This window comes from Pantoea cypripedii, assembly GCF_002095535.1.
Lineage (GTDB): Bacteria > Pseudomonadota > Gammaproteobacteria > Enterobacterales > Enterobacteriaceae > Pantoea > Pantoea cypripedii.
The window spans coordinates 269343-284826 of record NZ_MLJI01000002.1; the positions used below are offsets into that span (position 1 = coordinate 269343).

Genomic DNA, 15484 nt, shown 5'->3' on the forward strand with positions numbered 1-15484 from the left:
CCTTCCTTTAGTGCCAGGGTGCGCGGGCGTGCGTTTGTGACCATATCGGGCTTTCCAGCGTCTGACATAACTGCTGTGCCAGCGTGACAATCCCGTGATAACCCGCGTAAGCATGCTCACGCTCCTGATTGATATCGAGAAACGGCAGCCGGGCCTTGTAAGCGGTATACATATTGCGTCCACCGGCGATCATCATGTCGGCCTGATAGCGATAGACCACATCAAGCAGGGTGCGGGCGTTGCCTTCATCCAGCATCAGGGCATCCTCGCCCATCAGTTCCCGAATGCGTTGCTTGTCCTCCTCAGTGGATTTGCGCGTACCGGTGGCGACCACCGTCATGCCGAGATCCTGCAAGGCCGACACCACCGACCAGGATTTCACGCCGCCGGTATACAGCAGCGCCTTGCGTCCGCGCAGCCGTTCCCGGTAGGGAGCGAGTGCTTCGTCAGCGACCCGTTCTTCGCGCGCAATCAGGGCTTCGGTGCGCTGCATCAGGTCGTGATCACCGGTCAGCGCGGCCAGCTGGCGCAGGGACTCTGAGGTGGCACGCACGCCATAAAAACTGCCTTCAAACCACGGTGTGCCGTAACGTTGTTCGAGGGCGCGCGCCACGTTGATCAGCGCACGGGAGCACACCAGCATATTGACCTGGGCACGGTGCAAGGTCTGGATCTCGGCAAAACGCCCGTCGCCGGACAGGGTGCCGAGCACGCGAATACCCAACTCATCCAGCAGCGGCTGGATATGCCAGAACTCCCCGGCGATATTGTATTCACCAATCAGGCCGATATCGTGGCGGTGTTCAGGCGGGAAAGGGGTATCCACAGGCCAGGGTGCAGGCTCACGTCCGCCTATCACCTGTTTCACCATCATTTCTCCCGCCAGCCGGTTGCCGAGATTCTTGCTGCCATAAAATCCAGCCACATCGATCGCGATGACCGGCACGCCGGTGGCGGTGGCTGCGGCGCGGCACACCGCTTCAATATCGTCGCCTTCCATCGCCGGTACGCAGGTGTTGTAGATAAACACCGCCGCCGGATGGTAACGATTGACGATATGGCGAACCGCATGAAACAGGCGGCGCTCGCCGTTGCCCATAATCACATCCTGTTCATTTAAATCGGTGGTGAACCCCAGCCGGTTAATCACCGCACCCGAGCTGAAACTGCCCCGATTATCCCAGGAACTGCCTGTGCAACCGATCGGGCCGTGTACCAGATGCGCCACATCGGCAATCGGCAGCAGGGTGATTTGTGCCCCATCGAAAGCGCAACCACCGGCCGTCGCGCCGGGTTTGGGGGCACTACAGCCGGATTTTTGTTTATGGTTATGCTCGCAGGCAGGCTCATCCAGCAGGGCCAGGATTTCATTCCCTTTCATAGTTACCTCATTGACTGATTGGGTTAGCTGAACCGTTGCAAATCCCGGACCAGAAAATAATCTTTGATTTATAAGGAGAAAATGTTGTCGGCTTTGCGACAAAACAGACAACGCAGGAAGGGACCCCACAAGACAAGACTTGTCCGATGGGGTCAGAACGGATCAGAAAACGCGTGATTCCAGCGGATTGGCGCGGTCGAGGCGTTTTGCCAGCCACGGTGGCAGCTGCCCGACAAACAGCTTTTTGATGTTGTCACACTGGGAGGTGATGGTCAGTCCTGGTGGTACTTTGATGGGATGGATATTGTGGCGAATCAGCCGGGCGGCGGCAGGGCCACCAATCGCTTCGCAAAATAATAACTGACAGTCGCGCAGCAACTGCGCCCGCACTTCGTTCGCTTCTTCCTGCTGTGGCGCAGAAGGAAAACGCCGTAAGCTGTGCAGCCAGTAACCGTCATCATCGAAGGCGTAGACAAAGAACAACCGACCCTGTCCAAAGTGACCATTGATCATCAACCCATCCTGCGAAGCAAAAGCCGCCAGTAACTGCGGCTGACGCTGGGCAAAGGTTACCACCCGCAGATGCTGCGGTAGCTCACCGCGCAGACAGGCTTTTACCCGTGACCAGCGTCCCGGCGACATCAGCACCTCATCGCCAGGAAAGAAGGCTTCCAGCTGGCTTTGCGTAAAAGCCGCCAGCCGAGCCGGGGTCAGCGCGTCATCCTGATCGCGGGTCAGCCAGGCCATGATTTGCGCGGGCTGGAGTTCCGGCAGGCTCTGAAACAGCGCCAGCATGCGCCAGAAAAGAATATCGTGGTCAGACATCTCACTCCCCCTTAATTCTGTGCATCGCGACTGGCGCGCAGGCTGACGGGAAAATCCGGGCGTCCCGGTTGCTCGCTGACGAAGTAGCGGCGTCCCCCTTCCAGAGACACGGCACCTCCCCAGCGCTCCGGGGTGTCGTGCTCGACTGCGATCACTTTGGCTTCCAGATCCTGTTTGGCGATATAACAATACAAATCCGCCCCACGTCGACGAAAGATAACCATCGGCATACTGTCCCCCTGTAGCCCCGCGTCTGGCGGGGCAGGTGTTGGTTAACGGATAAGGTCAAAGCCGTAATCGGTTTTGCCGAGTTTGATGGTGTCTCTGTCCACTTTTTCCAGCACTGCATTCACCAGCGTGGTCAGCATGCTCATCGCCCCTTCGTAACCCCAGGTGGTCTGGCGATGCAGGTGGTGGCGATCAAACAGCGGGAAGCCGAGGCGAATCAGCGGCACTTCAAACTGTTCGCCTTTTGCCAGGGTGTCACGCTGGATGAATTTGGCGTAAGAGTTACCGATCATAAAGTCCGGCTGGCGGGTGAACATCAGGGAACGGAAATGCCACAGGTCACAGTTGATAAAGACTTCGCTCTCCTGCCCGTAAGGTGACGCCTCCAGCATCTTCTTCATGGCCTTTTGCCAGCGTTTATTGCCGTTATGGCTCAGGATAACGGTGGGTTCGCAACCCAGTTCCAGCAGGAAGCGCGTCAGTCCCATGACAAAATCCGGATCGCCATACAGGCCGAATTTTTTCCCGTGCAGCCACGAGTGGGAATCCAGCATCATATCCACCAGACGACCACGCTCCAGCGCCAGCACATCGGGGATGGCTTTGCCGGTCAGCTGGCTGATGGTCATCAGTAACTCGTCCGTGCCTGCCAGCCCCAGCGGGATCGGTACCTCGGTAGCAGGCTGGTGCCACAACTCCTGTACCACTTTTTTGCTTTTCACCAGCTGCCACGGCTGTAGTAGCAGGGTGTCGATGGCATCAGGGGCATCGCGCATTTCCTGCTGCGTGGTGCCACCAGCGTACATGCGGTAATGGCCGTCAGCCGGGGTATCCAGCACGTCCGAAGGGTCGGAAAGCAGGCTGGCAGGCACCTCCATTTGCGCCAGCATGCGTTTCAGTACGCGGAAATTCCCCAGATAGGTTTCAAATCCGGTCACCAGATTCAGTCGCGGGAGTTTGCCCGGCTGGCCCTGGTGTTCTGCGGTGAAGGTTTTGGCAAAACCTTCAAACATATTGTCCCAGCCGGTGACATGGCTGCCGATAAAACTGGGCGTGTGGGCAAAGGGCACCGGCAGGCTGGCATCGACAAAACCGTCTTTTTTGGCGTTGGCGATAAACGCCTGTAAATCATCGCCAATCACTTCAGCCATGCAGGTGGTGGACACTGCGATGATTTCCGGTTGGTACAGGGTGCTGGCATTTTGTAGCCCGGTATTCATATTGTTGTTGCCGCCAAACACCGCCGCGTCCTCGGTCATTGAGTCAGAGACGCAGGCCACCGGCTCTTTGAAATGACGGTTAAAGTAGGTGCGGAAATACGCCACGCATCCCTGCGAACCGTGGACATAGGGCAGGGTGTTGGCAAATCCCAGCGAGCAGAGCACTGCTCCCAGCGGCTGGCAGGCTTTGGCCGGGTCAATGGTTAGCGCTTCGCGTTTAAAATTCAGCGCTTCATATTCGGCAGTGGTGGTCCATTGAAAGACTTCCTGCACGCGTGCCTGATCCCAGGCTTCTTCCTGCGATCGTTTGCTGCTGAACAGCGTCTGGTATTCATCCTGTTCAAATAAAGGATGACAATTATGAATCTTATCAACAGTCTGGCTCATGGTATTCTCCTCCCGCGCCACAAATCGGTGAACTGACGGGATTGCAAAAGAGATGTCAGGCGGACTTCAGCCAGGGCGCGGTTAGCTGGCCCCAGGCGGGATTGTTCAGGGTCATATCCATATCCCGGGCGAAGATGGCGAAGCCGTCATAGCCGTGATAGGGGCCGGAGTAGTCCCAGGAGTGCATCTGGCGGAACGGGACGCCCATCTTCTGGAAAATGTATTTTTCCTTGATGCCGGAGCCGATCAGGTCTGGCTTCAGCGCTTTCACAAAGGCTTCCAGCTCATAACTGCTGGCATCATCGAACAGCAGAGTGCCTTCCTTCAGGTCCGGCAGGGTACGATCGTAATCGTCGTTATGACCGAACTCGTAACCTGCGGCGATAATCTCCATGCCGAGATCTTCATAGGCCCCGATCAGATGACGTGGACGCAGCCCGCCCATGTACAGCAGCACTTTGCGGCCCTCCAGGCGTGGGCGATACTTCGCGATGATGGCATCGTTCTGCGCCTGATATCGGGCAATCACCGCTTCGGCATTGGCCCGAATGGTATCGTCAAACTGGTCGGCAATTTTGCGCAGCGACTCCGCCACTTTGGTCGGCCCGAAGAAGTTGTATTCCATCCACGGGATACCGTGCTTCTCTTCCATATGACGCGAGATGTAGTTCATCGAACGATAGCAGTGCACCAGGTTGAGTTTTACGAACGGGGTGTTTTCCATTTCAACCAGGGTGCCATCGCCTGACCACTGCGCCACCACCCGCAGCCCCATCTCTTCCAGCAGAATACGCGAAGCCCAGGCATCGCCACCGATGTTGTAGTCACCGATAATCGCCACATCGTAAGGCGTGGTGGCAAAGGGTTGGCCTTCGCGGTTATCGAGGATCCAGTCGCGGATCACGTCGTTGGCGATGTGGTGGCCGAGGGATTGCGACACGCCGCGAAAACCTTCACAGCGCACCGGCACCACCGGCTTGTTAATCGCCTTCTCACTGGCTTTGGCGACGGCAGAAATATCGTCGCCAATCAACCCGACCGGACATTCCGACTGAATGCTGATCCCTTTGGTGAGCGGGAACAGTTCCTCCATCTCTTCAATCAGTTTGGTGAGCTTTTTGTCACCGCCAAACACGATGTCGCGCTCCTGAAAATCCGAGGTGAAGTTGAGGGTGACAAAACTATCGACACCGCTGACCCCGGTGAAGTAGTTACGACGCCCCGCGCGTGAATACTGGCCGCAACCGACTGGGCCGTGCGAGATGTGGGCCATATCTTTGATCGGCCCAAATACCACCCCTTTCGATCCTGCATAGGCGCAACCGCGCACCGTCATCACACCTGGCTGCGATTTGCGGTTGGAGATGATGCATTTACCGACGCTCTCCATTTCCGGGTCGGTCACCATCATGTGTTTGCGGCGTTCTTTGCGCGTCTTCTCCGGGTAGATCTCCAGCACTTCCTGGATGATCGCCAGATTACGCTCCGCTGTTTCGTTACTCATGGACGACTCCTGTTAGGCCTGGGGCATCAGCTTGCGTTTTCTTCTGCGGCGGTTTTACCAATGATGCTGGTGTCTTCCGCATCCATAATGCCGAACTCCATCAGCAGTTCTTCCAGCTCATCCATGGTGCAGGGCGTCGGCACCACCATCATGGTGTTGTTGACGATTTTGCTTGCCAGGGTGCGATATTCATTGGCCTGGTTGCAGGTGGGGTCGTACTCGATCACCGTCATGCGGCGGATTTCGGCGCGCTGGACGATATTGTCGCGCGGAACGAAGTGGATCATCTGGGTGCCGAGTTTTTCCGCCAGCGCGATGATCAGTTCATCTTCCCGGTCGGTCTGGCGTGAGTTACAAATCAATCCGCCGAGACGCACTTTGCCGGATTTGGCATATTTCACGATCCCTTTGGAGATGTTGTTGGCGGCGTACATCGCCATCATTTCCCCGGAGCAGACGATGTAGATCTCCTGAGCTTTGTTTTCACGGATGGGCATGGCAAAGCCACCGCACACCACGTCACCCAGCACGTCATAGAAAACAAAATCGAGATCGGGTACGTAGGCTCCTTCTTCTTCGAGGAAGTTGATGGCGGTAATCACGCCACGCCCCGCACAACCTACGCCTGGCTCCGGGCCGCCGGATTCGGCGCAGCGCACGTCGCCATAACCGATTTGCAGCACATCCTCCAGCTCCAGGTCTTCCACAGAACCCACTTCCGCCGCCATTTCCATAATGGTGTTCTGCGCTTTGGCATGCAGAATCAAACGGGTGGAGTCCGCTTTCGGGTCACAGCCCACAATCATTACTTTCTTACCCATCTCCGCCAGCGCGGCGACCAGGTTTTGTGTCGTGGTGGATTTGCCGATACCACCTTTGCCGTAGATGGCACATTGACGCATGGTCATCGTATGTCTCCTGTTGGTTTGATGTGTTTGCTCAGGGAACAGTGCAGGGAACATACCAGCCATGCCAGTCTGTATAAGGTATTGATACATAATGGTTTGTGCTTTTCCGTCAGCGGAACAGCAAAACAAACAGGAAACAATCGGCAGACCAATTGTTGCAAACAGGACAATTCCGGCGTGCCGGTGACTTTGTCAGCTGTTCAACAGGTTGTCGGGTTGGCTGTGCTGTTCCGCGCAATGCATCCTGCGCCATACGGCAGGGTGTTCTTCCATCTCATTGTTTTTATTCAGAACAGGCAAACTGGCACAGGCTGTGCTTCGGGCAAGGTCACGACGGTTTTTGAGGAAACAGACATGTCCGGAACAATGAGAACGATGGATGGCAACGCGGCGGCGGCCTGGATCTCCTATGCCTTTACCGATGTGGCGGCGATTTACCCCATCACCCCCTCCACGCCGATGGCGGAAAATGTTGATGAGTGGGCCGCTGCCGGGAAGAAGAACCTGTTTGGTCAACCGGTGCGGGTGATGGAGATGCAGTCGGAAGCGGGTGCCGCCGGGGCGGTACACGGTGCACTCCAGGCGGGGGCGTTAACCACCACCTACACCGCATCGCAGGGACTGCTGCTGATGATCCCGAATCTCTACAAAATCGCCGGGGAACTGTTGCCTGGGGTGTTTCATGTCAGTGCCAGGGCGCTGGCGACCAATTCGCTGAATATCTTTGGTGATCATCAGGACGTGATGGCGGTACGCCAGACCGGCTGCGCGATGCTGGCCGAAAGCAATGTGCAGCAGGTGATGGATCTGTCGGCGGTGGCGCATCTGGCCGCCATTAAGGGGCGGGTGCCGTTTATCAACTTCTTTGACGGCTTTCGCACCTCACATGAAATCCAGAAAATCGAGGTGCTGGATTACGATGAACTGGCGCCGCTGCTGGATAGTGAGGCGCTGGACCGTTTCCGCCGCAATGCCCTCAACCCGGATCACCCGGTAATTCGCGGCACGGCGCAGAACCCGGATATTTACTTTCAGGAACGCGAAGCCGCCAACGGCTTCTATGCGGCGCTGCCGGACATCGTGGAAAATTACATGGCGGAGATCGCCGCCATCACCGGACGTGAATATCATCTGTTTGATTACTATGGTGCCGATGATGCCGAACACATCATTATCGCCATGGGGTCGGTATGCGACACCATCCAGGATGTGGTCGATGCGCTGCTCGACAGCGGCGAAAAGGTGGGGGTGCTGATGGTCCATCTGTTCCGGCCCTTTTCTTTAACGCACTTTTTGGCTCGCATTCCTGCCAGCGTAAAACGCGTCGCCGTACTGGATCGCACCAAAGAACCCGGCGCGCAGGCCGAACCGCTATGCCTGGATGTGAAAAATGCGTTTTATCAGCGTGAACATGCGCCGTTGATAGTTGGCGGACGCTATGCCCTCGGCGGCAAGGATGTGCTGCCAGACCATATCCTTTCTGTATTTGAGAACCTGAAAAAACCGACGCCGCAGGATGGTTTTACCGTGGGGATTTTTGATGACGTCACCCATACCTCGCTGCCGGTACCGGTCAATGAGGTGCCGGTTTCCACCGAGGGGATTACCGCCTGTAAATTCTGGGGATTGGGTTCGGATGGCACGGTGGGTGCCAACAAAAGTGCGATTAAAATCATCGGTGATAAAACCCCGATGTATGCCCAGGCCTATTTCGCCTATGACTCGAAAAAATCTGGCGGGATTACCGTTTCCCACCTGCGTTTTGGTCAGCGTCCCATCAATGCCCCGTATCTGATCCACCGGGCTGATTTTATTTCCTGCTCGCAGCAATCCTATGTCGATAAATACGACTTGCTGGAGGGGTTAAATCCAGGCGGGACCTTCCTGCTCAACTGCACCTGGTTTGGTGAGGAACTGGAAGAGAAATTGCCCGCGAATATCAAACGTTATATCGCCCGTAATAGCATTCGTTTTTACACCCTGAACGCGGTGGAGATTGCGCGGCGGCTGGGACTGGGCGGACGTTTTAATATGCTGATGCAGGCAGCCTTTTTTAAACTCACCGGCATCATTGAACCCGCAACCGCAGCGGCCTATTTAAAGCAGGCGGTGGAAAAATCCTATGGCAGCAAAGGGCAAAACGTTATCGATATGAATAATGCCGCCATTGATTTGGGGATGGAGGCGATTCAGGAGGTGATGGTGCCGGAGCGCTGGGCCGGGCAGGTGGATACGCCCGCTGCCACGCTGATGATGCCTGATTTTATCAGTGACATCCTTGCTCCGATGAATCGCCAGTGTGGCGATAAACTGCCGGTAAGTGCCTTCGCCGGGATGGAGGACGGTACGTTTCCCACCGGCACCTCGGCCTGGGAAAAACGCGGGATCGCGCTGGAGGTGCCGGTGTGGAATCCTGACGGCTGCACCCAATGTAATCAATGCGCGTTTATCTGCCCCCATGCCGCCGTGCGTCCGGCGTTGCTGACCAGCGAAGAACGTTATTTTGCGGTGCCGGAGCTGTTAAGCAAGCCAGCCCAGGGGGCGACGGATTATGAGTATCACCTGGCGATCTCTCCGCTGGATTGTTCCGGCTGTGGTAACTGCGTTGATATCTGTCCGGCTAAAGGCAAGGCACTCAGTATGCAGCCGCTGGAAACGCAGCGTCATATGAGCACGGTCTGGGATTATGCGATGGGGCTGTCGCCAAAAACCAATCCCTTCGGCAAAACCTCGGTAAAAGGCAGCCAGTTTGAAACCCCGCTGCTGGAGTTCTCCGGTGCCTGCGCCGGTTGCGGCGAAACGCCTTATGCCCGGCTGGTGACGCAGCTGTTTGGCGACCGGATGATGATCGCCAATGCTACCGGCTGTTCTTCCATCTGGGGAGCCAGCGCCCCCTCCATCCCCTGGACCACCAACCATAAAGGGCAGGGACCGGCCTGGGCTAATTCACTGTTTGAGGATAACGCCGAATTTGGTCTGGGTATGATGCTGGGAGGACGGGCGATCCGCGAACAACTGGCCCAGTGTGCCAGCGAGGCGCTGCATCTGCCTCTGAGTGGCGAACTGCACCAGGCCTTGCATCAGTGGCTGGAACTGAAAGACCGGGGCGAGGGCACACGCGAACGGGGAGAGAAACTCAGTGCGCTGCTGGCTGCGGAAAAGGGTAATGATGTGCTGCTGAATCGTCTCTATCAAAATCAGGACTATTTCGCCAAACGTTCCCAGTGGATTTTTGGTGGCGATGGCTGGGCTTACGATATTGGCTTTGGCGGCCTGGATCATGTGCTGGCATCGGGCGAGGACGTTAATGTGCTGGTCTACGATACCGAGGTGTACTCCAACACCGGCGGGCAGTCTTCGAAATCCACTCCCGCCGCCGCCATCGCAAAATTTGCCGCCGAAGGGAAACGCACCCGTAAAAAAGATCTCGGCATGATGGCGGTCAGCTACGGCAATGTTTATGTGGCGCAGATTGCGATGGGCGCGGATAAAGCGCAGACCTTGCGCGCTATCGCCGAGGCGGAGGCCTGGCCGGGTCCGTCGCTGGTGATTGCTTACGCCGCCTGCATCAATCACGGGTTAAAAGCAGGGATGGGGTGCAGCCAACGCGAGGCGAAACGCGCGGTCGAGGCGGGTTACTGGCACCTGTGGCGCTACAACCCGCAACTGGTCCAGCGTGGCAAAAATCCGTTTATCCTCGACTCAGAAGAACCCGAAGAAAGTTTCCGTGACTTTCTGATGGGCGAGGTGCGGTATGCCTCGTTAGTCCGTACTGCCCCGGAAACCGCGGATCAGTTGCTGCAACAGACGGAACTTGATGCAAAGCAGCGGTTTGAACAGTATCAGAGTATGGCAGGGGAGTTGGATATTTAACGACAGACAGCACGTCCCGTCCCCCTGTTGATCAGGGGGGCGAGTGACGGCGAATCCCGGTAAACTCAGTGCGTAATTGTTTCATGTTCTGACCGTAGTGTGCTTTACGATGATCATTTGGGCACAACACGATCAGGTTAGACGCCTCATCCGCGCCACCTTCACTCAGTGGGATAATGTGATGCACCTCGGCAAAAATCGCCCCCTGCTGAGTCCGAAAGCCGGGCTGACCGCGTGCAGTGTATTGCGTGGTATAGGGTTCTTCTGGCACGGTTGGGGTGAGGTTGAGGGTTAAATTAATAGGTGCTGCCCATCCAGAGCAAATTATTCAAAGACGAAAGGATTTAAAAACTGACGTTTCCAGAAAAGCCTGCGATCCACTTCTGATAATTCAGCTTCATCACAAACGTCATTCCAGCGAGACGTTATGATCTCAACCTGCGCATCGAAAATTTCCAAAGCTTCTTCTTGTGACAGCAGAAAGTTATGAGCGGTTTCCAGACATACACTGCGCTGACTGAGTCGGTTATTACCATTAATAAGCATTGCTTGTGTGGCTTCATTTCCGGCACGACCTTGTGGACAGATGTCATATGCTGGAGTGAGTGACAACCTTTCACCATTCCAGAAGGCTGCATGGTTTCGGGCATGGTCATCAGTATTCCCGCAAAGAATATTGAAGCAGATACGTGCAAATAGCTCCCTAAGCGTCTCCTTCGGACGTTCGAAGCGCTGGCGAATGAGTTGAGCGAACTCCTCATAGCTGGCATACCTTGCCATCATGTCATCCAGGCCGAAGAGGGTTAAGGCAGACACCATCGACCTTCGTGTCCAGCCTGCTTTGGTTTTAATTCGGTCAAACCGTTCTATCAGCAGAATATCTTTACCACCGGCGTGCGTCATGAGAACTGGCGCGCAATCCAGACCACAAAGGGAGCCTAATCTCATAGCGATAAATTCAGCTTTAACCACACTATAGAGATCGTTGCTGGCTGAGAACTTGGCAATGTATTTTTTACCTTGTTCTTCGATCAACGCTTTTGGGCGTGCGCCACCGATAGAACTACCATGAAATAATGCCTGATCCAGTTCTGGAGTAAGGGGAATACCTCGCTCAACACGCTCAGCCGATCGAAGTAATTCTTCCATCTCAACATTTTTTAGCGGAGCGTGGCTCATAATCCGTTGCCGATCGTTGGAAATCCAGGGCACCGATTCGGTCAGAACCTGATTCAAGCAGGTAGGTTAGTTCATCAAGTAAAGCTGTGTCGGTATCTGCTCCCCTGACACCCAATTTACGATTAATAATAACCCGTCGCCCCCATGCATCCGGTGCACTGTCACGGATAGCGGATGGCATGGTAAGTCCTGGTAATAAGGGAAGGACGCCAGATTGTAAAGGAAGCTCAGGAAGATAAATTGGAATGGCGGCGGGCTGATCCCTGATACGTTCGAGATAGCTTCTGCCGTAGTTAAAAACCAGATTTCCCGCATTATCGTTACTCAGGCGACCAGAGACTACAGGTGATGTTTCTCCAGGCAGCCAAATCCATACAAATGCCTGTTGTGGAGATTGTTCAGAAATCATCAAACGTTTCCTTCGTTTGTTTACGTATGCGTTGTGGCAGAAGACTTAATTTGTCTTCGGCCTGTTTACGGGTGCTCACTAATTTATTCGAATCAGCATCAAATAACCGTATTCCCAGCAATGCTGCTACCTCAAAAACCATCCCGAGTTCACATTTTGGGTCTGCTTTTTCAATACGCTGCAACATGCTCCGGGATATACCCGCACGTTCCGCCAGTTCAGTTTCAGTCATCTTCTGAGTTTTACGCTCAAGGCGAATCATGGCAGCCAGTAAATACAGGGCTTCCTGGGTATAACGAGAGTAAGCCCTGGGAGCAGAACGAGGCATATTGACCTCCTTTTAAAGGCCATTAACGTATTTGATGACTTATATAGTAGCCATACTATCACTTCAGGAAGGTATAATCCATTGTCATAATGACTCACATATGAGCCATTAAGTGGCTTAATGGCTCATATGTGAGTCATTATGATGTGCGTGCTGGTTCTGCTACACCATCAAGCAGGCCCTCCTGCACAGGTTGTGCTAACGCGGTTCTGCCTGACTGATTGCTAAACAATTCTTCACATGCCAACACTCTTATTAAAACTTCCTTTAATAAGAGTGTTGGCTGTTTAAATACACTTTAATGGCTATCCCATTATTAATTTGATGACTTGTATAAAAGCCCTGCCACCACTTCAGGAATGCATGAGTTATCGTCAAAATGACTCATATATAAGCCATTAACTGGCTTAATGACTTATATATGAGTCAATATGGATTAAACGAGGGACCTGGCGCACCATCCCGCCAGGTTTTTCCTGGTTGTACTAACGCAGTTGTGCCAGCTTCGCTTCCTGGCGGGTGATAAGGTATTCAACCTCGCTAATCGCTGCACTGCTGAGCACGCTGCCGGGACGGCGCTGTGAGGCGTGGGCAATGGCACCACGGCGTGCCAGAATGTGTTTTCTGATTGCCAGCCCCAGACCCGGCTGTTGCTCATAGCGCATCAGCGGCAGGTACACATCAAAAATATCCTGCGCTAAATCGCGCTGGCCGTTACTGACCAGCCGTGTCACTTCAACCATCATTTCCGGATAGCCGAAACCGGTCATTGCACCATCGGCACCGCGCGCCATCTCTTCCGGTAAGAACATCCCCGCGTTGCCGCACAGGATGGAGACACGACGACTGCCGTCTGCTTCCGACTGACGAATAGCGCTGATCTTTTGCAGGCCAGGCCAGTCCTCATGTTTTAACATCACAATGCTCGGATGCGCGGCGAACAGCCTGATAAGCACCTCTGACGACATCTGTACGCCGGTAGCAAGTGGGAAATCCTGTAGCACCACGGGCACGTCTGGCCCCAGCGTCTCGATGACGTTGCGGTAGTAGTTGAGGATCTGCTCGTCGGTGCGTAGCGCTGAAGGGGGAGCGACCATCACTCCGGCAGCTCCAGCCTCCATGACCCGGTGCGATAGCTCACCGATCGCCGCCAGCCCTGGCGCAGACACGCCGACAATCACCGGTTTGCCCGCTGCTCGTTTCAGCGTCTGGCGGGTAATTGCAACCGATTCTTCCAGCGTCAGCTTAGGCGCTTCACCCATCATGCCGAGGATCGTCAGGCCATCCGCACCCTGGTCAAAGTAAAAGTCAGTGACGCTGTCGATGCTGCTGTGATCGATAGCGCCATCCGGCAAAAATGGCGTGACCGCAATAACATAAACGCCTTTCGTCTGGTTAGTAATCAGAGACATCATCGTTTCCTTGTGAGCCAGCGACGGGCAATTACTGCTGATCCAGCGCGGCTCGTTTCTGGTTTAAAATCGCCTGGCGACCCCGCCAGATCTCTTCCGCTTTCTCAACCGACACCGCTTCGAAGCGCACAGCATCGCCCGGCTTCAGTTGGCCCAGGCGCGCCAGGTCGGCCCGAATCACGGTGGCGATTTTTGGGTATCCGCCGGTGGTCTGCCGATCATTCATTGCTACGATCGGCAAGCCGTCGCCAGGAATCTGGATGCTGCCATGGGCAATGGCATCGGAAATAATATTGAAACCCCGGCTGTGGCTGAGTGGCTCGCCATGCAGGCGATAACCCATACGGTCGCACTGGGGGGATAGCGTATAAGTCTGGGACTGAAAACGTGCGCGCGCCGCATCATCAAAATAACTGTCCTGCGGCCCCCAGATCACCCGTACCGGGCGTTTCTCCATCTGTGGAAAAATACGGTCGGTACGGAGGCCTGGACGTACCTGCCGTGTCGGAACCGCCAGCGGTAACCGGTCATTTTTCTGTAGCGGACGCCCGTCAAAGCCACCCAGCTTTGCCCTGATCAGCGTAGCGACGCTGCCCAGTTGTGGTTGCACCGCAAAACCCCCGGCGACGGCAAGATAACCGCGCGCCCCAGAGCGCAGGCGCTGTATGGCCAGAACATCTCCCGGCAGCATTTGCCGGGACTGATAAATCGGGCAGGGTATATCGTTTAATGTTGCTACCGCATCGCCGGTAATAGCGAAGATGCAGGGTTGATCACCGCACAGCTTCAGCCTCGGCCCGGTCAGGGTGAATTCGATGACGCCGGTGTTGGCGGGGTTGCCCACCAGCGCATTGGCGAGGGCAAAGCTTAACTCATCCATCACCCCCGAAGGCGGCACGCCACGATCCTCATAACCGACGCGCCCGCTGTCCTGTAAGGTTGACATGACGCCTGGTGACAGCACCTCGAAATAATTCATGGCAGCAGGCTCCATTCAGGCTGGTAATGCCGGTCGGCGAGTAACGTCTGATAATCGTGTTCGCTGACGGGGATAAAACGCACTTCCTCGCCCGCGTTAAATAAAAAAGGCTGCTCACGCTGTGGATCGAAACTTTTTACCGGCGTTCGTGCCAGCAAATGCCAGCCGCTGGGCGCAGCGACGGAACCGATAGCCGACTGAACCCCGCCGATACTGATGCTGCCGCCGGGCACTTCCTGGCGCGGTGATGTCCGTCGGGCGAGGTGTAAACGCGGATCGAGCCCACCCAGGTAAGCGAAACCCGGCATAAAACCAATCATATAGATGCGATAGGGCTGGGCGCTGTGGATCTCAATCAATTCGGCGGGTGTCAGGCCCAGGGTGGTCGCTGAGCTTGCCAGATCGATGCCGTAGTCACCGCCGTAACAAGCCGGTATCAGCCAGCACTTGCGCGGCGGCGTGTGCAGCACGTCCGTGTTGAGCAGCAACTCTACAGCCTGGATCAGTTCCCTCTGGCGGATAACGACCGAGTCATAAGTCACCGTCAGCGATCGGTAGGTCGGAATGCAACCGGTGACGCCCGCTATGTTTTGTTGCCTGATGGCTGCCGCTAACGACGTCACGCGCTGATTCACCCGCGCGTCAATCACTTCACCAAAATCGATATTCACCGCCTGATCGGCGATGGTCTGAATCGCCCAGCTCAGCGGCACGACGTCTTCATTCACGTTCGCTTCCTGACATACATTTTCGTTATTTGCATCATGGAATACTTTTGGCATACCATAAAAATGTTGTCAATAAACGCTGTCAGATTAAATACTTATTGCCTGAATAAACAGATGAATAAT

The 15484-nt window shown here is 55.2% G+C and carries 14 protein-coding genes; 1 reads left to right on the forward strand and 13 read right to left on the reverse strand.

What is annotated here, in order from left to right; genetic code table 11:
• Nucleotides 1-7 precede the first annotated feature (7 nt).
• The 6 genes from nifE to nifH all read right to left on the reverse strand — a co-directional run bounded on the left by nifE (nt 8) and on the right by nifH (nt 6453).
• Nucleotides 8-1381 (reverse strand): nitrogenase iron-molybdenum cofactor biosynthesis protein NifE, encoded by a 1374-nt coding sequence (gene nifE, locus HA50_RS22440; RefSeq protein WP_084879059.1) that lies wholly within the window; start codon nt 1379-1381, stop codon nt 8-10.
• 162 nt (nt 1382-1543) lie between these two features.
• The gene (locus HA50_RS22445; RefSeq protein WP_084879060.1) at nt 1544-2206 is read right to left on the reverse strand and encodes a NifB/NifX family molybdenum-iron cluster-binding protein; all 663 of its coding nucleotides are present in this window, start codon (nt 2204-2206) and stop codon (nt 1544-1546) included.
• 11 nt (nt 2207-2217) lie between these two features.
• Entirely contained in the window at nt 2218-2436 is a 219-nt protein-coding gene (gene nifT, locus HA50_RS22450) for a putative nitrogen fixation protein NifT (protein WP_084879061.1), read from the reverse strand.
• Nucleotides 2437-2478: 42 nt separating this feature from the next.
• A complete protein-coding gene (gene nifK / locus HA50_RS22455; RefSeq protein WP_084879062.1) occupies nt 2479-4041 on the reverse strand; it encodes a nitrogenase molybdenum-iron protein subunit beta in 1563 nt (520 codons plus the stop codon).
• A 55-nt stretch (nt 4042-4096) separates the two neighbouring features.
• Nucleotides 4097-5545 carry a nitrogenase molybdenum-iron protein alpha chain gene (nifD, locus tag HA50_RS22460; RefSeq protein WP_084879063.1) on the reverse strand — a complete coding sequence of 483 codons (1449 nt, stop codon included), beginning with the start codon at nt 5543-5545 and terminating at the stop codon, nt 4097-4099.
• Nucleotides 5546-5571: 26 nt separating this feature from the next.
• Nucleotides 5572-6453: a nitrogenase iron protein gene (gene nifH, locus HA50_RS22465; protein WP_084879064.1), complete on the reverse strand. Its 882-nt coding sequence runs from the start codon at nt 6451-6453 to the stop codon at nt 5572-5574.
• A 354-nt stretch (nt 6454-6807) separates the two neighbouring features.
• Between nifH and nifJ the strand changes: the two genes are divergently transcribed.
• Nucleotides 6808-10326, forward strand: coding sequence for a pyruvate:ferredoxin (flavodoxin) oxidoreductase (gene nifJ / locus HA50_RS22470; RefSeq protein ID WP_084879065.1), 3519 nt, complete (start codon nt 6808-6810; stop codon nt 10324-10326).
• Between the two features lie 31 nt (nt 10327-10357).
• Here the strand turns inward: nifJ and HA50_RS22475 are convergent, their stop codons facing one another.
• The 7 genes from HA50_RS22475 to pxpB all read right to left on the reverse strand — a co-directional run bounded on the left by HA50_RS22475 (nt 10358) and on the right by pxpB (nt 15361).
• Nucleotides 10358-10597 carry an HNH endonuclease signature motif containing protein gene (locus HA50_RS22475; protein ID WP_244193635.1) on the reverse strand — a complete coding sequence of 80 codons (240 nt, stop codon included), beginning with the start codon at nt 10595-10597 and terminating at the stop codon, nt 10358-10360.
• 53 nt (nt 10598-10650) lie between these two features.
• Complete coding sequence (locus tag HA50_RS22480; RefSeq protein ID WP_244193636.1) at nt 10651-11505, reverse strand: type II toxin-antitoxin system HipA family toxin; 855 nt, start codon at nt 11503-11505, stop codon at nt 10651-10653.
• Nucleotides 11477-11914: a HipA N-terminal domain-containing protein gene (locus tag HA50_RS31775; protein WP_244193637.1), complete on the reverse strand. Its 438-nt coding sequence runs from the start codon at nt 11912-11914 to the stop codon at nt 11477-11479. The genes HA50_RS22480 and HA50_RS31775 overlap by 29 nt, the downstream gene beginning before the upstream one ends.
• Nucleotides 11904-12242, reverse strand: coding sequence for a helix-turn-helix domain-containing protein (locus tag HA50_RS22485; protein WP_084879067.1), 339 nt, complete (start codon nt 12240-12242; stop codon nt 11904-11906). Before HA50_RS22485 ends, HA50_RS31775 begins: the two co-directional genes overlap by 11 nt.
• A gap of 485 nt (nt 12243-12727) precedes the next feature.
• Complete coding sequence (locus HA50_RS22490) at nt 12728-13654, reverse strand: dihydrodipicolinate synthase family protein (RefSeq protein ID WP_084879068.1); 927 nt, start codon at nt 13652-13654, stop codon at nt 12728-12730.
• A gap of 31 nt (nt 13655-13685) precedes the next feature.
• Nucleotides 13686-14633 (reverse strand): 5-oxoprolinase subunit C family protein, encoded by a 948-nt coding sequence (locus HA50_RS22495; protein ID WP_084879069.1) that lies wholly within the window; start codon nt 14631-14633, stop codon nt 13686-13688.
• On the reverse strand, nt 14630-15361 hold the full coding sequence (pxpB, locus tag HA50_RS22500; protein WP_244193638.1) for a 5-oxoprolinase subunit PxpB: 732 nt from the start codon (nt 15359-15361) through the stop codon (nt 14630-14632). Before pxpB ends, HA50_RS22495 begins: the two co-directional genes overlap by 4 nt.
• Nucleotides 15362-15484: the final 123 nt, after the last annotated feature.